The sequence below is a fragment of the Pseudomonas sp. N40(2020) genome, assembly GCF_014472415.1.
Lineage (GTDB): Bacteria > Pseudomonadota > Gammaproteobacteria > Pseudomonadales > Pseudomonadaceae > Aquipseudomonas.
In genome coordinates this window covers 174,752-192,800 of the sequence record NZ_JACSZV010000003.1, presented here as the reverse complement: position 1 = coordinate 192,800, position 18,049 = coordinate 174,752, and the positions used below count along the sequence as shown (strand labels likewise).

General features: G+C 57.4%; 15 protein-coding genes. 10 read left to right on the top strand and 5 right to left on the bottom strand.

Annotated features, from left to right (window positions below; translation table 11 throughout):
- Positions 1–3 precede the first annotated feature (3 nt).
- Positions 4–1,536, bottom strand: a complete 1,533-nt coding sequence (locus IAI51_RS03670; protein ID WP_187677239.1) for a sensor histidine kinase — start codon at positions 1,534–1,536, stop codon at positions 4–6.
- 167 nt (positions 1,537–1,703) lie between these two features.
- Here IAI51_RS03670 and IAI51_RS03665 point away from each other — a divergent pair, with 167 nt between their 5' ends.
- Positions 1,704–2,423: a response regulator transcription factor gene (locus IAI51_RS03665; RefSeq protein ID WP_187677238.1), complete on the top strand. Its 720-nt coding sequence runs from the start codon at positions 1,704–1,706 to the stop codon at positions 2,421–2,423.
- A 65-nt stretch (positions 2,424–2,488) separates the two neighbouring features.
- Here IAI51_RS03665 and gyrB read toward each other — a convergent pair whose 3' ends face one another.
- The 4 genes from gyrB to dnaA are packed head-to-tail and all read right to left on the bottom strand — an operon-like array spanning position 2,489 to position 8,696.
- Positions 2,489–4,906 carry a DNA topoisomerase (ATP-hydrolyzing) subunit B gene (gene gyrB, locus IAI51_RS03660; RefSeq protein ID WP_187677237.1) on the bottom strand — a complete coding sequence of 806 codons (2,418 nt, stop codon included), beginning with the start codon at positions 4,904–4,906 and terminating at the stop codon, positions 2,489–2,491.
- Between the two features lie 5 nt (positions 4,907–4,911).
- On the bottom strand, positions 4,912–6,015 hold the full coding sequence (recF, locus tag IAI51_RS03655) for a DNA replication/repair protein RecF (RefSeq protein ID WP_007911886.1): 1,104 nt from the start codon (positions 6,013–6,015) through the stop codon (positions 4,912–4,914).
- 14 nt (positions 6,016–6,029) lie between these two features.
- Positions 6,030–7,133 (bottom strand): DNA polymerase III subunit beta, encoded by a 1,104-nt coding sequence (dnaN, locus tag IAI51_RS03650; protein ID WP_187677236.1) that lies wholly within the window; start codon positions 7,131–7,133, stop codon positions 6,030–6,032.
- 39 nt (positions 7,134–7,172) lie between these two features.
- Positions 7,173–8,696: a chromosomal replication initiator protein DnaA gene (dnaA, locus tag IAI51_RS03645; RefSeq protein ID WP_187677235.1), complete on the bottom strand. Its 1,524-nt coding sequence runs from the start codon at positions 8,694–8,696 to the stop codon at positions 7,173–7,175.
- A 566-nt stretch (positions 8,697–9,262) separates the two neighbouring features.
- Here dnaA and rpmH point away from each other — a divergent pair.
- From rpmH to IAI51_RS03600, 9 genes are all read left to right on the top strand, one after another.
- Positions 9,263–9,397, top strand: a complete 135-nt coding sequence (rpmH, locus tag IAI51_RS03640; protein ID WP_003213577.1) for a 50S ribosomal protein L34 — start codon at positions 9,263–9,265, stop codon at positions 9,395–9,397.
- A gap of 16 nt (positions 9,398–9,413) precedes the next feature.
- Positions 9,414–9,815: a ribonuclease P protein component gene (gene rnpA / locus IAI51_RS03635; protein ID WP_316249752.1), complete on the top strand. Its 402-nt coding sequence runs from the start codon at positions 9,414–9,416 to the stop codon at positions 9,813–9,815.
- The gene (gene yidD / locus IAI51_RS03630) at positions 9,808–10,053 is read left to right on the top strand and encodes a membrane protein insertion efficiency factor YidD (RefSeq protein ID WP_010465488.1); all 246 of its coding nucleotides are present in this window, start codon (positions 9,808–9,810) and stop codon (positions 10,051–10,053) included. Before rnpA ends, yidD begins: the two co-directional genes overlap by 8 nt.
- A gap of 2 nt (positions 10,054–10,055) precedes the next feature.
- Positions 10,056–11,738 (top strand): membrane protein insertase YidC, encoded by a 1,683-nt coding sequence (yidC, locus tag IAI51_RS03625; RefSeq protein WP_187677234.1) that lies wholly within the window; start codon positions 10,056–10,058, stop codon positions 11,736–11,738.
- A gap of 81 nt (positions 11,739–11,819) precedes the next feature.
- Positions 11,820–13,190 carry a tRNA uridine-5-carboxymethylaminomethyl(34) synthesis GTPase MnmE gene (gene mnmE, locus IAI51_RS03620; RefSeq protein ID WP_187677233.1) on the top strand — a complete coding sequence of 457 codons (1,371 nt, stop codon included), beginning with the start codon at positions 11,820–11,822 and terminating at the stop codon, positions 13,188–13,190.
- 551 nt (positions 13,191–13,741) lie between these two features.
- The gene (gene mnmG, locus IAI51_RS03615; protein WP_187677232.1) at positions 13,742–15,640 is read left to right on the top strand and encodes a tRNA uridine-5-carboxymethylaminomethyl(34) synthesis enzyme MnmG; all 1,899 of its coding nucleotides are present in this window, start codon (positions 13,742–13,744) and stop codon (positions 15,638–15,640) included.
- Positions 15,637–16,281, top strand: coding sequence for a 16S rRNA (guanine(527)-N(7))-methyltransferase RsmG (rsmG, locus tag IAI51_RS03610; protein WP_187677231.1), 645 nt, complete (start codon positions 15,637–15,639; stop codon positions 16,279–16,281). Before mnmG ends, rsmG begins: the two co-directional genes overlap by 4 nt.
- A gap of 18 nt (positions 16,282–16,299) precedes the next feature.
- The gene (locus IAI51_RS03605) at positions 16,300–17,097 is read left to right on the top strand and encodes a ParA family protein (protein ID WP_008084406.1); all 798 of its coding nucleotides are present in this window, start codon (positions 16,300–16,302) and stop codon (positions 17,095–17,097) included.
- Between the two features lie 9 nt (positions 17,098–17,106).
- Complete coding sequence (locus IAI51_RS03600; protein ID WP_187677230.1) at positions 17,107–17,979, top strand: ParB/RepB/Spo0J family partition protein; 873 nt, start codon at positions 17,107–17,109, stop codon at positions 17,977–17,979.
- The last annotated feature ends 70 nt before the right edge of the window (positions 17,980–18,049 follow it).

The window sequence follows — 18,049 nt, the reverse complement described above, 5'->3', positions numbered from 1 at the left end:
TTATCAATCAGCGATCAAAGGCAACTCAAGCACGAACGTTGTGCCTTGATCGACCACGCTAAAGCACTCGATCCGGCCGCCATGATGATCGATCACGGCTTTAACCATCGACAATCCAAGGCCAACACCATCGATGCCGTGAGCCGAAGAAAAGCGCCGGTACTGGGTGAACAAATCGGGGAGTTCTTCGGCGGCAATGCCTTTGCCCTGATCCCTAAGCTCGCAGCGTAGCCATTCGTTGTGGCAAGTGACGCGCAGCTCAATCGCGGTATCGGCCGGGCTGTACTTGATGGCGTTTTCCAGCAAATTGAACAGTGCGCGGGTCAGCAATCCCTGATCGGCCAGCACCAGCCGCTCCTGTGCTTGCTCGTCCATGTCGTGGAGCAACTCGATACGTTGTTGTTGGGCGATGGGCAATGCCTGATCCACCACGTCGAGGACCAGCATCGCAAACAGACTGGGCTGGAACTGATAGGCCTCGGATTCCGCCCGCGCCAACAGCACGAAGCCATCAGTCAAGGAAAGCGCGCGGCGCACCTGACGTTCAATCTGCTCGAACAGCGGAGAATCCGCGCCAGCCTGATGGCGGTGAACATCGAGCAGAGCGAGGATAGCCGAATGCGGCGCGCGCAGATCGTGGGACAGGAAGCGCAGCAAGACGCCGCGTTGTTCCTCTGCGGCGCGTTCAGCGCTGAGGTCGGTGAGGCTCAGCAACCAACCGATTGGCGTGTCTCCGTCCACCGGCAGCAACGCGGCACGCTCCAGGCGCAGGCTGCGTTCTTTGTGATCGCGAAACTCCAGCAGTGGCAGGGCGGACAATGTTGGGCGCGGCGCTGCCGACAACTCGGGATAACCGAGCTGTGCCAGTTGATCGAGAACATCGTCGCCCACCAGCGCCTGATCGAACAGAAGGCGAGCCTTGCGATTGCCCAACAGGATCCGTCCCTTGGGGTCGCTGATCAGTGTGGCAACGGGCAAATACTCCAGACCGTCCGCGATGAACCGCCGGGTATCGCGGGTGCGGCTCATGGCTTGTTCGAGTGCCATGATCTGGCCCTGCAAGCGATCAGCGCCGGTAAATTGCGTGCGGCGGCGCTCGGGAAACACTTTCGGTTCGCTGTCGAGCCGCGCCAACTCCCAGCCGAAGTACGTCAGCACCACGCTGAGCCGGCGCCAGTTCCAGATCAGATAGCCAAACAGCATGCCCAGCACCGCTGGCGTCGGCGACCACCATAGGCGCATTTGCGCCAGGCCGGCGCTGGTAATCAACACGCATGCCATGCCAATCAGTGTCATCCAAAGTGCCAGGCGCGGCCGCCACAGCAGTAGGCCCAGCACGCAAGCCACCATGCTCACCGAGAGTAGGGCACCCGCTGCCGGAGAAGCATCGGGCAAGTTTATCTGCGCGCGATAAGACAACAGGGCAGTCAGCGGCAACAGCACTAGACTTATCCACAACCACTCACGCACCAACTGGCGAAACAGTCGCTGCACCTGGCTCGGCTCGCGGCTTTCGTGCCGTCTGCGGTCATTCATGGGAAAAAGGGGTAGGGCGGGTGAATGGTTTCATAGGTCACAGGTCTGAGACATGACCCGAAGAATCATAGCGGACGTCGACCAACGGCGGGCTGCTTCCTTTCATAGCGATGGCCGAGCGACTAAGGTTGACGACCAACTGCCCCAGCAACAAGGAACCACCGCGTATGCGCGTTGCGATACTGGACGACGAACCCGCCGAGCTGCGCCGGGTCGAGCAGACCTTGCAACAGATGGCCGAGGTCGGAGAACAGCCATGGTCGCTGCACAGCTTCGAGCGCGGTGAAGACTTGCTGCGACAGCTGCGCCGGGAAACCTTCGATCTGCTGGTCCTCGACTGGCAACTGCCCGATCTCTCGGGTCTGGCGTTGCTGCGCTGGACCCGCGAACACATGGAAGCGCCACCTGCGGCGATCATGCTCACCAGCCGCGATGGCGAAAGCGATATCGTCCAGGCCCTCAACGCCGGCGCCGACGACTACGTTAGCAAACCGTTCCGGCCCAATGAACTGAAAGCCCGGGTCGCCGCAGTGCTGCGCCGGCACAGCCAGCCACGCACACCTGCTGCCGAAGTACTCACCTTCAATGACCTGACCTTCGACGATGCCGAATTGACCGTCACCCGTGAGGGCATACCGATCGTTATGACTGAGCGCGAGTATCGGCTGGCTCGGTGCCTGTTCAGCAATTTAGGGCGACCGCTGTCGCGCGATTACCTGTATGAGCGATTTTGGCCACATGAGGAAGTAGCCTCCTCAAGACCGCTGGATACGCATATCTATCGGTTGCGTAACAAGCTGGGGCTGACGGCGGATCGCGGTTGGCAGTTGCTGACGATTTACGGGTATGGGTATCGGTTGGAGAGTGTGACGTCGGCGGGCGAGTAAATAGCGGGTAATAAAAAAGGCCAACGCAATGCGTTGGCCTTTTTCGTTGGAGCCGCCGACCGGGATCAGAAATCCAGGTTGGATACCGCCAACGCATTGCTCTCGATGAACTCACGGCGAGGTTCGACCGCATCACCCATGAGGGTGTTGAAGATCTGGTCTGCGCCAATGGCGTCTTCGATGGTGACTTTCAGCATGCGACGCACACTTGGGTCCATGGTGGTTTCCCACAGCTGATCCGGGTTCATCTCGCCCAGACCTTTGTATCGCTGAATGGTATGACGCTTGGTGCTTTCGGCCATCAGCCAGTCCAAAGCTTCCTTGAACTCGGTGACCGCTTTCTTGCGCTCGCCACGCTGGATGTACGCGCCTTCATCGAGCAGGGTGCTCAGTTGAGCGCCGAGAGTGACGACGGTTTTGTAGTCGTTGCTGCCGAAGAAGTCGCGATTGAAGGTGACGTAGTTCGACAGGCCGTGGGAGATCAGTTCGACCTCTGGCAGCCACACGCCACGTTCACGATCTTCACGCAGGCTGGCCTTGTAGACCAGACCGGACTTCTCGTTGGTGCGCAGACGGACTTCGTACTGAGCCAGCCAATCTTGCATCGCTGCATGATCGCCAAGCGTTTCCAGGCTGACGGCCGGCAGGTAGATGAAGTGTTCGGTCAGTTCCTGTGGGTACAGGCGTGACAGACGCTTGAGGGTCTTCATCACCATGCGGAAGTCATTCACCAGACGCTCAAGCGCTTCACCGGAAATGCCCGGGGCTTCGTCGTTCAGGTGCAGGCTCGCATCTTCCAGCGCCGACTGCGTCATGTACTCTTCCATGGCGTCGTCGTCTTTGATGTATTGCTCTTGCTTGCCTTTCTTGACCTTGTACAACGGTGGCTGGGCGATGTAGATGTAGCCACGCTCGATCAGCTCCGGCAACTGACGGAAGAAGAAGGTCAGCAGCAGGGTACGGATGTGCGAACCGTCGACGTCAGCATCGGTCATGATGATGATGTTGTGATAACGCAGCTTGTCGATGTTGTACTCGTCGCGACCGATACCGCAACCCAGCGCGGTGATCAGGGTGCCCACTTCCTGGGACGAGATCATCTTGTCGAAACGTGCTTTCTCGACGTTGAGGATCTTGCCCTTGAGCGGCAGGATGGCCTGGGTCTTGCGGTTACGTCCCTGCTTGGCAGAGCCGCCCGCGGAGTCACCTTCCACGAGGTACAGTTCGGACAGCGCAGGATCTTTTTCCTGGCAGTCAGCGAGCTTGCCCGGCAGGCCGGCGATGTCCAGCGCGCCTTTGCGGCGGGTCATCTCACGGGCCTTGCGCGCGGCTTCACGGGCACGGGCGGCATCAATCATCTTGCCGACAACCAGCTTGGCTTCGTTAGGGTTCTCCAAGAGGAAGTCGGAGAAGTACTTGCCCATCTCCTGCTCGACCGCGGTCTTCACTTCGGAAGAGACCAGCTTGTCTTTGGTCTGGGAGCTGAACTTCGGATCCGGCACTTTCACCGAGATGATCGCGGTCAGACCTTCACGGGCATCGTCACCGGTGGTGGCGACTTTGTGCTTCTTCGCCAGACCTTCCTGCTCGATGTAGTTGTTCAGGTTACGCGTCAGTGCCGAACGGAAGCCCACCAGGTGGGTACCGCCGTCGCGCTGCGGAATGTTGTTGGTGAAGCACAACAGGTTCTCGTTGAAACTGTCGTTCCACTGCAGGGCGATTTCCACGCCGATGCCGTCTTCACGCTGGATGTTGAAGTGGAACACCTGGTTGACCGCAGTCTTGTTGGTGTTCAAGTATTCAACGAACGCACGCAGACCACCTTCGTACTTGAACAGCTCTTCCTTGCCGCTGCGCTCATCCTTGAGGACGATGCCGACACCGGAGTTGAGGAAGGACAGTTCACGAATACGCTTGGCCAGGATGTCCCAGCTGAAGTGGATATTCTTGAAGGTGTCAGCCGATGGCTTGAAGTGAATCTGGGTGCCGGTGGTTTCGCTGTCGCCAACGATGGCCATCGGTGCCTGAGGTACGCCGTGGATGTAGGTCTGTTCCCAGATCTTGCCGCTGCGGCGAACGGTCAGTACCAGCTCTTCGGACAACGCGTTCACTACCGACACACCTACACCGTGCAGACCGCCGGATACCTTGTAGGAGTTATCATCGAACTTACCGCCAGCGTGGAGGACGGTCATGATGACCTCGGCGGCGGAAACGCCTTCCTCTTTGTGCACGTCTACCGGGATGCCACGGCCGTTGTCTTTAACGGTGATGGACTCATCCGGGTGGATGATGATGCTGATGTCGTCGCAGTGGCCAGCGAGGGCTTCGTCGATCGAGTTGTCGACCACTTCGAACACCATGTGGTGCAGACCGCTGCCATCGTCGGTGTCACCAATGTACATACCGGGACGTTTGCGTACGGCATCCAGGCCTTTCAGCACTTTAATGCTCGTTGAGTCGTACGTATTTTCTTCGCTCAATGCCTTCACTCCCGATGGTCGTGGGTCTGGGTGATACGGCCCTGTTCCACGTGGAACAAAGCGACTGGCGTTTCCGTCTGCCAGCCTTCCCTCAATAATTCGTGATCTACACAGGTGATAAACACCTGGCAGCGTAAGTCTTCCAGCAAACGGCACAGCGCACGGCGGTGGCTCTCGTCCAGTTCGGACGGCAAGTCATCCACAAGATAAATACACTGACCGCGTCGGGCCTGGCTCACCAGATGCCCTTGGGCAATCCGCAAGGCACAGACCACCAACTTCTGCTGACCCCGGGACAAGATGTCCGCGGCGTTGTGTGCGCCCAATCTAAGACGCAAATCAGCTCGTTGTGGCCCAGCCTGGGTGTGACCCATCTGCTGATCCCGTTGCAGGGATCCGGCAAGTACGGCACTCAATTCGCGGTCTTTGTCCCAGCCTCGGTAATAGCTCAGCGTCAAACCTTCAAGCTCAACCAGTTCGCTCAAGGTTTGTTCAAAGACTGGTTTCAAGGCTTTGATGTAAGCGCGGCGGTATTCATCGATTTCAGCGCTGGCCTGGCACAGTTCCCTGTCCCAAACCGCTTGCGAAACGGCGTCAAGTGTACCATGCCGCAGCCAAGAGTTTCTCTGGCGCAGGGCCTTCTGCAAGCGCTGCCAAGTGGCCATGAACCGTGGCTCGACGTGGAACACACCCCAGTCGAGAAATTGCCGGCGAATCTTCGGCGCGCCTTCCAGCAGACGGAAGCTGTCCGGATTGATCAACTGTAGCGGCAGAATCTCCGCGAGCTGTGCGGCGCTACGAGCGTTCTGGCCGTCAATGCGGATCTGGAACTCGCCCTGACGGTCGCGCGATATCCCCAACGCACTGTGCCCACCCTCGGCCAATTCGACCTGACCGAACACGGTGCAGGCGAGTTGCTCGTACTGAATGACCGGCAACAACCGCGTGCTACGAAACGAACGGGCAAGCCCCAGCAGATGAATGGCTTCCAGAACACTGGTTTTGCCGCTGCCGTTGGCGCCGTAAAGAATATTGATGCGGGGGGAGGGGGAGAAGGTCACCGGGTGCAGATTGCGCACCGCGGTGACCGAGACGCGACTTAGCGACATTTAGAGTCCGCTGATTACAGACGCATCGGCATAACAACATAAGCCGAGTCGTCATTGTCGGACTCTTGCACCAGCGCACTGCTGTTGGAGTCGGACAGGATCAGGCGAACCTGCTCGGTGGTCATCACGCCCAGCACGTCGAGCAAGTAGCTCACGTTGAAGCCGATTTCCAGGGAGCCACCGTTGTATTCAACACCTACTTCTTCTTCCGCTTCTTCCTGCTCCGGGTTGTTGGCCTGGATCTTCAACTGACCGCTGGCCAGTTGCAGACGGATACCACGGTATTTCTCGTTGGACAAAATCGCAGTACGGCTGAACGCTTCACGCAGCGCCTGACGATCGCCAAGCACCAGCTTGTCGCCGCCCTTCGGCAGAACGCGCTCGTAGTCAGGGAATTTGCCGTCTACCAGTTTGGAGGTGAAGGTGAATTCGCCGGTGGTCGCGCGGATGTGGTGCTGACCCAAGACGATGCTGACATTACCGTCCGGCTCGGTGAGCAGACGCGCCAGCTCGAGAATACCTTTGCGCGGTACGATCACCTGGTGGCGATCCGGCTGACCGATATCGGCCTTCATCGAGCACATCGCCAGACGGTGACCATCGGTGGCCACTGCGCGGATGATGCCTTCCGAGACTTCCAGCAGCATGCCGTTGAGGTAGTAGCGCACGTCCTGCTGGGCCATGGCGAAGCTGGTGCGTTCGATCAGACGACGCAGTTTGCTTTGCTCCAGGCCGCAAGTCAGCGAGCCTGGGCCCTCTTCCACAGTCGGAAAATCGTTGGCCGGCAGGGTCGACAGTGTGAAGCGGCTACGGCCAGCCTTTACCACCAGCTTCTGCTCGTCGACCTTGATGTCGATCAGCGCATCGTTGGGCAGGCTCTTGCAGATGTCCATCAGCTTGCGCGCAGGCACGGTGATGGAACCTGTTTCAGCCGGCTCCTCAAGTTGCACACGACCGACCAGCTCGACCTCGAGGTCGGTACCGGTCAGCGACAATTGCTGGCCTTCGACAACCAGCAGCACGTTTGAGAGTACCGGCAAGGTCTGTCGGCGCTCGACGACGCCTGCGACCAGTTGCAGGGGTTTCAACAGGGCTTCGCGTTGAATGGTGAAATGCATGGTCTAGTCCCTTGCCTTAATAAGCTGCGCTGGTGTTCATCAAGTGGTCAGTGTACGCAGCAGGTTCTTGTAGTCCTCGCGGATGTCCGCGTCGGATTCCTTAAGTTCGTTGATCTTGCGGCAGGCGTGCAAAACAGTCGTGTGGTCGCGACCGCCAAACACATCGCCGATTTCCGGCAGGCTGTGGTTGGTCAGTTCCTTGGACAACGCCATGGCGACCTGACGCGGACGAGCGACCGAGCGCGAACGGCGCTTGGACAGCAGGTCGGAGATCTTGATCTTGTAGTACTCGGCGACAGTGCGCTGAATGTTATCCACAGAGACCAGTTTGTCCTGCAACGCCAACAAGTCTTTCAGGGATTCGCGAATCAACTCGATGGTGATGTCGCGGCCCATGAAGTGCGAGTGGGCGATCACGCGTTTCAGCGCGCCTTCCAGCTCACGGACGTTGGAGCGAATGCGCTGGGCAATGAAGAACGCTGCATCGTGTGGCAAGTCGACTTTGGCCTGGTCGGCCTTCTTCATCAAGATCGCTACGCGGGTTTCCAGCTCCGGCGGCTCGACGGCAACCGTCAGGCCCCAGCCGAAGCGGGATTTGAGGCGCTCTTCAAGGCCTTCGATTTCTTTCGGATAGCGGTCACTGGTGAGAATGACCTGCTGACCACCTTCAAGCAGGGCGTTGAAGGTGTGGAAAAACTCTTCCTGGGAACGCTCTTTGCGGGCGAAGAACTGAATGTCGTCAATCAACAAGGCATCCACCGAACGGTAGAAACGCTTGAACTCATTGATTGCGTTCAGTTGCAGCGCCTTGACCATATCGGCCACGAAACGCTCGGAATGCAGGTACACGACCTTGGCATTCGGGTTCTTCTTTAATAGATGGTTACCCACCGCGTGCATCAAGTGGGTCTTACCCAAGCCAACGCCACCATAAAGGAAGAGTGGGTTGTAGCCATGCTTGGGATTGTCCGCCACTTGCCAGGCCGCCGCGCGAGCGAGCTGGTTGGATTTACCTTCGACGAAATTCTCAAAGGTGAATGTGCGGTTCAGGTAACTGGTGTGCTTAAGCGCGCCTTCGACCTGCACGGTGCGCTGTTCAGCGCGCACCGGGGCCTGTTGCGACGCGGCACCGGCCATCGGGTCGAAGCTGTCGCGAGATGGCTCTTCGCTGACTTCAGCGGTTTTCTGCGTGGAACGCTTGGCCGGAGCGGGCGCCGGGGCTGGCGCTGGCGTGTTCGCTGGCGCGGCATTGGCCTGAGCCTGGGAAGCTTGCGCAGCGGCCAACGGAGCATTCGGTGCTGCACGCGGCGCCGAGCTGCGCTTGCTGCCTATTAATAAGGAAAGCGCAGGCGCCATGCCGTTGCCGTGCTCATCCAGCAGTTCGAGGACGCGTCCCAGGTACTTTTCGTTGACCCAGTCCAGCACGAAACGGTTCGGTGCGTAGACGCGCAACTCGTCGCCTTCGGCTTCGACCTGTAGTGGACGGATCCAGGTGTTGAATTGTTGGGCAGGCAGCTCCTCGCGCAAAAGCTCCACGCACTGCTGCCAAAGTTCCACTGACACGGATATCCCCTAAGTTGAAAGCCGGTGAGGCAAAAACAAGCGGCCATTGTAGCGGCGAGCCGTCCACTTATCCACATGCAGGTTGTGCGGTGACCATGATTTATCAATGCGTTAACCGGCAAAAAGGCGACCAACGGTGTATGAATAAGCTCTGTGGATAACCGCCTCTAAGGGCACTGGACAACTGGGGGCGAAACTCGGTGGATAACCTGCCTGTGGATAACAGCCCTTTCCATACACAGGTTTTCCGACAGCGCAGCACAGGCTGAACACCGTTTTCCACTGTAGTTGTCATTCTCTGTACACCACATAAAATATGGCCTTATGGCAGTTATCCACAGATGAATGCCGCCCTAGCTTTTATAAGCTTTACAGAAAAGCTTTAAATAATTCCCTTCTTTATTTTTATGTATGGTGAACAGGCTTTCAGCCAAAGAAGTGCCCGAGATCTATTTATAAGGAAACGTTGGTTGGAAATTGACCTGAAGGCTTGCTTTCTCTAGAATCCCCGGTCTCTTAAAACGGGGGCCATTCCGGCCCGTTGTGGACGAACCAGGTAACACGACATGAAACGTACTTTCCAACCAAGCACTATCAAACGCGCTCGTACCCACGGTTTCCGTGCTCGCATGGCAACCAAGAACGGCCGCGCAGTCCTGTCGCGTCGTCGCGCCAAAGGTCGTGCGCGTCTGGCAGTTTGATAATCCGGTACTGGAGGTGAGTCAGGACTTCAGTCGGGAAAAGCGTCTGCTTACCCCCCGGCATTTCAAGGCAGTCTTTGACTCCCCTACCGGCAAGGTTCCGGGGAAAAATCTCCTGCTCCTTGCACGCAACAACGATCTTGATCACCCCCGTCTCGGGCTGGTTATCGGGAAAAAGAGCGTAAAGCTCTCCGTTGAGCGCAATCGCCTCAAACGTCTGATGCGCGAATCGTTCCGTCTGCACCAGGATTCACTGGTCGGCTGGGACATCGTTATCGTCGCGCGCAAAGGTTTGGGTGATGTAGAAAACCCCGAATTGATTCAGCATTTCGGCAAGCTCTGGAAGCGTCTGGCCCGTAACAAGCCAGTTCCAGCAGTCAACGCCGAAACTGTAGGGGTAGACAGTCCTGATGCGTAAACTGGCCCTCGTTCCGATCCAGTTTTATCGCTACGCCATTAGTCCTTTGATGGCCAGTCACTGTCGTTTCTACCCCAGTTGTTCCTGCTACGCGTATGAAGCCATTGAAAATCATGGCCTTCTGCGCGGTGGCTGGCTGACCTTTCGTCGTTTAGGTCGCTGTCATCCGTGGAATCCCGGTGGTTATGACCCGGTTCCGCCTATCCCTACCTCCCGTTCTTCTTCGATGGCCGAGTAATCATGGATATCAAACGCACGATCCTGATCGTCGCCCTGGCAATCGTGTCCTACGTTATGGTTCTTAAATGGAACCAGGACTATGGCCAGGCTGCCCTGCCGACTCAGAATGTTGCTTCCAGTACGACTACATCCGGTTTGCCGGACACCGCCACTGGCAATAATGCTGCCGCCAGTGACGATATTCCGCGCGCCGCTAGCGATACCAGCGCACCTGCCGAAACACCGGTAGCCGCCAGCAAGGATCTGATCCAGATCAAAACCGACGTGCTCGATCTCGCGATCGATCCACAAGGTGGTGACGTTGCTCAACTGACCTTGCCTCTGTATCCACGTCGTCAGGATCGTCCGGACGTTCCGTTCCAGCTGTTCGATAACGGCGGCGAACGCGTTTATCTGGCGCAAAGCGGTCTGATCGGCACCAACGGCCCGGACGCAAATCCGGCTGGTCGCCCGGTCTACTCCTCGGAGAAGAAGACTTATCAACTGGCTGACGGTCAGGACCAACTGGTCGTCGACCTGAAGTTCAGCAAGGACGGCGTCAATTACATCAAGCGTTTCACCCTGAAACGCGGCCTGTATGACGTAGCCGTTTCGTACATTGTGGATAACCAGAGCGCTCAGCCCTGGAATGGCGCGATGTTCGCCCAGTTGAAGCGTGATAGCAGCGCTGATCCTTCGTCCACAACCGCTACTGGCACCGCTACTTACCTGGGCGCCGCCCTGTGGACAAGTTCGGAGCCGTACAAGAAAGTGTCCATGAAGGACATGGACAAGGCCCAACTTAAAGAAACCGTCACCGGTGGTTGGGTAGCCTGGCTGCAACACTACTTCGTGACTGCATGGATTCCGGTCAAGGGCGAAAACAACATCGTCCAGACCCGTAAAGACAGCAAAGGCAACTACATCATCGGTTACACAGGTCCAACTCTGACCGCAGCACCGGGTGCCAAAGTTGAAACCAGTGCTGTGCTGTACGCCGGTCCGAAAAGCCAGGCTGTGCTGAAAGAGTTGTCCCCAGGTCTGGAACTGACCGTCGACTACGGCATTCTGTGGTTCATTGCCCAGCCAATCTTCTGGCTGCTGCAACATATCCACGCCATTGTCGGTAACTGGGGCTGGTCGATCATCTTCCTGACCATGCTGATCAAGGGTATTTTCTTCCCTCTGTCGGCTGCCAGCTACAAATCGATGGCGCGCATGCGTGCCGTTGCGCCGAAACTGGCTGCACTGAAAGAGCAACATGGCGATGACCGGCAGAAAATGTCGCAAGCCATGATGGAGCTGTACAAGAAAGAGAAGATCAATCCGCTGGGCGGCTGCTTGCCGATCCTCGTGCAGATGCCGGTTTTCCTTTCGCTGTACTGGGTTCTGCTGGAAAGCGTGGAAATGCGCCAGGCGCCGTTCATGCTTTGGATCACTGACTTGTCGATCAAGGATCCGTTCTTCATTCTGCCGATCATCATGGGCGCAACCATGTTCATCCAGCAGCAGTTGAACCCGACTCCTCCGGATCCGATGCAGGCGAAGGTCATGAAAATGATGCCAATCATCTTCACCTTCTTCTTCCTGTGGTTCCCGGCTGGTCTGGTGCTGTACTGGGTTGTGAACAACTGCCTGTCGATTGCACAACAGTGGTACATCACGCGTAAGATCGAAGCGGCGACGAAAAAAGCCGAGGCGTAACTTGCTCTGTGGATAACACCACTCAAAACGCCCCCTAGTGGGGCGTTTTGCTATCTGCCACTTTTGTATGGATTCCGGTTTATGAGCGCACCTCGTGAAACCATCGCAGCTGTTGCCACCGCCCAAGGTCGCGGAGGTGTGGGCATCGTCCGTGTTTCCGGCCCGTTGGCCAGTGTTGCTGCCAAAGCCATCAGCGGCCGCGAACTGAAACCACGCTACGCCCATTACGGCCCTTTTTTCAGCGACGATCAGCAAGTGCTAGACGAAGGTCTGGCGCTGTATTTTCCGGGACCGAACTCGTTCACCGGTGAAGACGTGCTGGAACTGCAGGGTCATGGCGGCCCGATCGTTCTAGACATGTTGCTCAAGCGTTGCCTGGAACTGGGCTGCCGTTTGGCGCGTCCGGGCGAGTTCAGCGAACGCGCCTTCCTCAACGACAAACTCGACCTGGCCCAGGCCGAGGCGATTGCCGATTTGATCGAAGCGAGTTCTGCACAAGCTGCGCGCAATGCCCTGCGTTCATTGCAAGGGGCGTTTTCCCAGCGTGTGCATAACCTCACCGAACAATTGATCGGTTTGCGCATCTACGTCGAAGCTGCAATCGACTTCCCTGAAGAAGAAATCGACTTCCTCGCCGATGGCCATGTGTTGAGTATGCTCGACAAGGTGCGCGATGAATTATCCACAGTGCTACGCGAGGCCGGGCAGGGTGCCTTGTTGCGCGATGGAATGACGGTGGTCATTGCCGGTCGGCCGAATGCCGGCAAGTCCAGCCTGTTGAACGCCTTGGCCGGGCGCGAAGCGGCGATCGTTACCGAGATCGCCGGCACCACTCGCGACATCCTGCGTGAACATATCCACATCGACGGGATGCCACTGCACGTTGTCGATACCGCGGGTCTGCGCGACACCGATGATCAAGTAGAAAAGATCGGCGTCGAACGGGCACTGAAAGCCATCGGTGAAGCGGATCGAGTATTGCTGGTCGTCGATGCGACCGCGCCAGAAGCCTTGGACCCGTTCGCCTTGTGGCCGGAGTTTCTTGAAGTACGCCCGGATCCGGCGAAAGTCACCTTGATTCGTAACAAAGCTGATCTTACGGGCGAGGCCATTGCCCTGGAAGTCAGCGATGACGGTCACGTGACCATCAGCCTGAGCGCCAAATCGGCAGGTGAAGGACTGGAACTACTGCGTGATCATCTCAAGGCCTGCATGGGTTACGAGCAAACGTCGGAAAGCAGTTTCAGTGCTCGTCGCCGGCATCTGGAAGCCTTGCGCCACGCTAGCGCAGCCCTGGAACATGGGCGCGCGCAGCTGACTCTGGCGGGGGCAGGTGAGCTTCTGGCCGAAGATCTGCGCCAAGCCCAGCACTCTTTGGGTGAAATCACCGGGGCCTTCAGCTCTGATGATCTGCTGGGACGGATCTTTTCCAGCTTCTGCATCGGTAAGTAACCCGCCGGTACGTTCAAACGGGCCCGTTCGTGGCCCGTTTTTGTTTCTTCTTTCTGAATATCAGCCTGATGTGCCCGACTGATTCTCCAGTTCGAGCGGTTTCTTCGTGCCCGAAATTTATCCAATGATCGAATTTCTGTGGATTAAGCCCTGTGAATAACTGCCATTGAGGTCAGTTGATAACAGGGCCTGAAAACTGGATATAAACCCCTCTGTGGATAACCACCCCTTTCATCCACAGGCTTACACCGGTTATCCAAGGGCCTCATTGGCACATGGACACAGGGTTTTGAATCTCTGTACATATTGAATATAAAGGCCTGTAGAGATCTATCCACAGAAAGGTAGGGCAGTAAGAATAAACATAAAAACAAAGATTCTATAAATTTCTTTCTTTTTTATTTTTTTAACCGCGAGTTCTCCACAGCTGGTTAAATTTTGTGCAAAGGGTTCTTTAGGAAGGGCGAAGTCCCTATACTTGCCGACCAGGTCCAGAAACCTGATCTCAAACTATTCCTGAATTACCTACTTAAGCAGGCACGAGGTGCGTGGTGGATTTCCCTTCCCGTTTTGAAGTGATCGTCATCGGCGGCGGTCATGCCGGTACCGAGGCAGCACTGGCGTCAGCACGTATGGGGGCAAAAACCCTGTTGCTGACGCATAACGTGGAAACCCTCGGTGCCATGAGTTGCAACCCGGCCATCGGTGGCATCGGCAAAAGCCATCTGGTCAAGGAAATCGATGCCCTCGGCGGCGCGATGGCCATGGCTACTGATTTGGGTGGCATCCAGTTTCGCGTGTTGAACAGCCGTAAAGGCCCAGCCGTACGTGCAACCCGTGCACAAGCGGACCGCATTCTTTACAAAGCCGCTGTCCGCGAAATTCTGGAAAACCAGCCGAACCTGTGGATATTTCAACAGGCTGCTGACGACCTGATCGTCGAGCAGGAACAAGTGCGCGGTGTTGTTACGCAAATGGGTCTGCGTTTCTTAGCCGATTCCGTGGTGTTGACCACGGGTACCTTCCTCGGCGGACTTATCCACATCGGTTTGCAGAATTTTTCCGGCGGTCGCGCCGGTGATCCGCCGTCGATTGCCCTGGCACACCGTCTGCGTGAAATGCCACTGCGTGTCGGTCGCCTGAAAACCGGTACGCCACCGCGCATCGACGGCAAGTCTGTGGATTTCTCGGTGATGACCGAGCAGCCAGGTGACACGCCGATCCCGGTGATGTCGTTCATGGGCAACAAAGAACAGCATCCACGCCAGGTCAGTTGCTGGATTACCCACACCAACGCCCGAACCCACGAAATCATTGCCGCAAACCTTGATCGCTCGCCGATGTATTCCGCTGCCGGCGAGATCGAAGGCATTGGCCCGCGTTATTGCCCGTCGATCGAAGACAAGATTCATCGCTTTGCCGACAAGGAAAGCCATCAGGTGTTCATCGAACCGGAAGGTTTGACCACCCATGAGCTGTATCCGAACGGGATATCCACCAGCTTGCCGTTCGATGTGCAATTGCAGATCGTGCAATCGATCCGCGGTATGGAAAACGCGCACATCGTGCGTCCGGGTTATGCGATCGAGTACGACTACTTCGATCCGCGCGACCTGAAGTACAGCCTGGAAACCAAAGTCATCGGCGGTCTGTTCTTCGCCGGGCAAATCAACGGCACCACCGGTTACGAAGAAGCCGGCGCCCAGGGTTTGCTCGCCGGAGCCAACGCCGCATTGCGCGCGAAGGGCAAAGAAGCCTGGTGCCCGCGCCGCGATGAAGCCTACATCGGCGTGTTGGTCGACGATCTGATCACCCTCGGTACCCAAGAGCCGTACCGAATGTTCACTTCCCGTGCCGAGTACCGCCTGATCCTGCGCGAGGACAACGCCGACCTGCGTCTGACCGAAAAAGGTCGTGAACTGGGTCTGGTCGATGACGCGCGTTGGGCGGCCTTCTGCAAGAAACGCGAAAGCATCGAGCTCGAAGAGCAGCGCCTGAAAAGCACCTGGGTTCGCCCGGGCACGCAGCAAGGCGATGCGATTGCGGAAAAATTCGGCACGCCGCTGACCCACGAATACAACTTGCTCAACCTCTTGAGCCGTCCGGAAATCGACTACGCTGGTCTGGTCGAAGTGACCGGGAACGGCGCCGAAGATCCACAGGTCGCCGAACAGGTTGAGATCAAAACCAAGTACGCCGGTTACATCGACCGTCAACAGGACGAAATCGCCCGTCTGCGCGCCAGTGAGGACACGAAACTGCCTGTGGATATCGATTACACCAACATTTCCGGTCTCTCCAAGGAGATCCAGAGCAAGCTCGGCACGACGCGTCCAGAGACGCTGGGCCAGGCTTCGAGGATCCCGGGCGTGACCCCGGCAGCGATTTCGCTGTTGATGATTCATTTGAAAAAACGCGGCGCGGGCCGTCAGTTGGAGCAAAGCGCTTGAGTTCTAAGGTCACTTCGCAACACGCCGAAGAGTTATCCACAGGAGCCCGCGAGCTCGGTGTCCATCTCAGCGAAACCCAGCACGAATTGCTGCTGGGTTATCTGGCCCTGTTGATCAAATGGAACCAGGCCTACAACCTGACTGCGGTTCGTGATCCGGACGAGATGGTCTCGCGTCATCTGCTCGATAGTCTGAGTGTCATGTCGTTCATCGAAAACGGTCGCTGGCTCGACGTTGGCAGCGGCGGCGGCATGCCGGGGATCCCGTTGGCCATCCTGTATCCGGACTCGCAAGTGACCTGTCTGGACAGCAACGGCAAGAAAACCCGCTTCCTGACTCAGGTCAAACTCGAACTCAAACTGGATAACCTGCAAGTTATCCACAGTCGCGTCGAGGCGTTCCAGCCTGCCCAGCCATTCAACGGGATCATTTCCCGGGCGTTCAGCAGCATGGAGAACTTCACCAACTGGACTCGCCATCTGGGCGATGCCGATACGCGCTGGCTGGCAATGAAGGGCGTTCATCCGGCCGATGAGCTGGTAGCATTGCCGGCAGACTTCAAACTCGATAGCGAACACGCCCTGGCCGTACCCGGTTGCCAAGGCCAACGCCATCTGCTGATACTGCGCCGCACGGCATGATTGGGAACACAAGCAAGAATGGCTAAGGTATTCGCGATAGCGAACCAGAAGGGTGGTGTGGGCAAGACCACCACCTGCATCAACCTCGCAGCATCCCTGGTCGCGACCAAGCGTCGGGTGCTGTTGATCGATCTCGATCCACAGGGCAACGCCACCATGGGTAGCGGTGTGGATAAACATGGCCTGGAAAACTCGGTCTATGACCTGCTGATCGGCGAATGCGATCTGGCTCAGGCCATGCACTATTCCGAGCACGGCGGTTATCAATTGCTGCCGGCCAACCGCGACTTGACGGCCGCCGAAGTGGTTCTGCTGGAAATGCAGATGAAGGAAAGCCGCCTGCGCAGTGCGCTGGCGCCGATCCGTGAAAATTACGATTACATTTTGATCGACTGCCCGCCGTCGCTGTCGATGCTCACGCTGAACGCATTGGTGGCTGCTGATGGGGTGATTATCCCCATGCAGTGCGAATACTTTGCGCTGGAAGGTTTGAGCGACCTTGTGGATAACATCAAGCGTATCGCCGAACTGTTGAACCCGAACCTGAAAGTCGAAGGTTTGCTGCGGACCATGTATGACCCGCGCCTGAGCCTGATGAACGACGTTTCGGCCCAGCTCAAGGAACACTTCGGCGATCAGCTGTATGACACCGTGATCCCGCGCAACATCCGCTTGGCCGAAGCTCCGAGCTACGGCATGCCGGCGCTGGCCTACGACAAGCAATCGCGTGGCGCGCTGGCCTATCTGGCCCTGGCGGGCGAGATGGTTCGTCGTCAGCGCAAAAATTCACGCATCGCCGCCGCTCAGGCAACTTAAGGAATCCCCATGGCCGTCAAGAAACGAGGTCTCGGACGTGGACTGGATGCACTGCTGAGTGGTCCGACCGTCAGCTCGCTTGAAGAACAAGCCGCGCAAGCGGATACCCGTGAGTTGCAACACCTGCCCCTGGACCTGCTCCAGCGCGGCAAGTATCAACCACGCCGGGACATGGATCCGCAGGCGCTGGAAGAACTGGCGCAGTCGATCAAGGCACAAGGTGTCATGCAACCGATCGTGGTGCGCCCGATCGGTGGTGGCCGGTTTGAGATCATTGCCGGTGAACGTCGCTGGCGCGCTAGCCAACAAGCCGGGCAGGAAACCATCCCGGCGATGGTCCGCGATGTCCCGGATGAAACCGCAATTGCCATTGCGCTGATCGAGAACATTCAGCGCGAGGACCTCAACCCGATTGAAGAAGCGGTGGCCTTGCAGCGTTTGCAGCAGGAATTCCAGCTGACTCAGCAACAAGTCGCCGAGGCTGTGGGTAAGTCCCGCGTCACTGTGGCTAACCTTTTGCGACTTATTGCGCTGCCGGAAGTCATCAAGACCATGCTGTCCCACGGCGACCTGGAAATGGGTCATGCCCGTGCTTTGCTCGGTTTGCCGGAAAATCAGCAGGTTGAAGGGGCGCGACATGTTGTCGCACGCGGTCTTACCGTGCGCCAAACTGAAGCATTGGTTCGCCAGTGGTTGAGTGGCAAACCGGAGCCTGTGGAAGCCACCAAACCCGACCCGGATATTGCTCGTCTCGAACAGCGTCTGGCCGAGCGCCTAGGCTCTGCGGTGCAGATTCGCCACGGAAAGAAGGGAAAGGGGCAGCTGGTGATCGGTTACAACTCCCTCGATGAGCTCCAAGGTGTGCTCGCACACATCCGCTGAAACATTTCCACATGTAGCGAGCAGTCGGAAATCACTACCTGACAGTTGAATAGGGGCAGAACCGCCCCTA

Excerpts from the sequence above, each read along its gene's own strand:
- IAI51_RS03670 (WP_187677239.1), bottom strand. The coding sequence starts at position 1,536 with ATGAATGACCGCAGACGGCACGAAAGCCGCGAGCCGAGCCAGGTGCAG.
- IAI51_RS03665 (WP_187677238.1), top strand. The coding sequence starts at position 1,704 with ATGCGCGTTGCGATACTGGACGACGAACCCGCCGAGCTGCGCCGGGTC.
- recF (WP_007911886.1), bottom strand. The coding sequence starts at position 6,015 with ATGTCGCTAAGTCGCGTCTCGGTCACCGCGGTGCGCAATCTGCACCCG.
- dnaN (WP_187677236.1), bottom strand. The coding sequence starts at position 7,133 with ATGCATTTCACCATTCAACGCGAAGCCCTGTTGAAACCCCTGCAACTG.
- rpmH (WP_003213577.1), top strand. The coding sequence starts at position 9,263 with ATGAAACGTACTTTCCAACCAAGCACTATCAAACGCGCTCGTACCCAC.
- yidD (WP_010465488.1), top strand. The coding sequence starts at position 9,808 with ATGCGTAAACTGGCCCTCGTTCCGATCCAGTTTTATCGCTACGCCATT.
- yidC (WP_187677234.1), top strand. The coding sequence starts at position 10,056 with ATGGATATCAAACGCACGATCCTGATCGTCGCCCTGGCAATCGTGTCC.
- mnmE (WP_187677233.1), top strand. The coding sequence starts at position 11,820 with ATGAGCGCACCTCGTGAAACCATCGCAGCTGTTGCCACCGCCCAAGGT.
- IAI51_RS03605 (WP_008084406.1), top strand. The coding sequence starts at position 16,300 with ATGGCTAAGGTATTCGCGATAGCGAACCAGAAGGGTGGTGTGGGCAAG.
- IAI51_RS03600 (WP_187677230.1), top strand. The coding sequence starts at position 17,107 with ATGGCCGTCAAGAAACGAGGTCTCGGACGTGGACTGGATGCACTGCTG.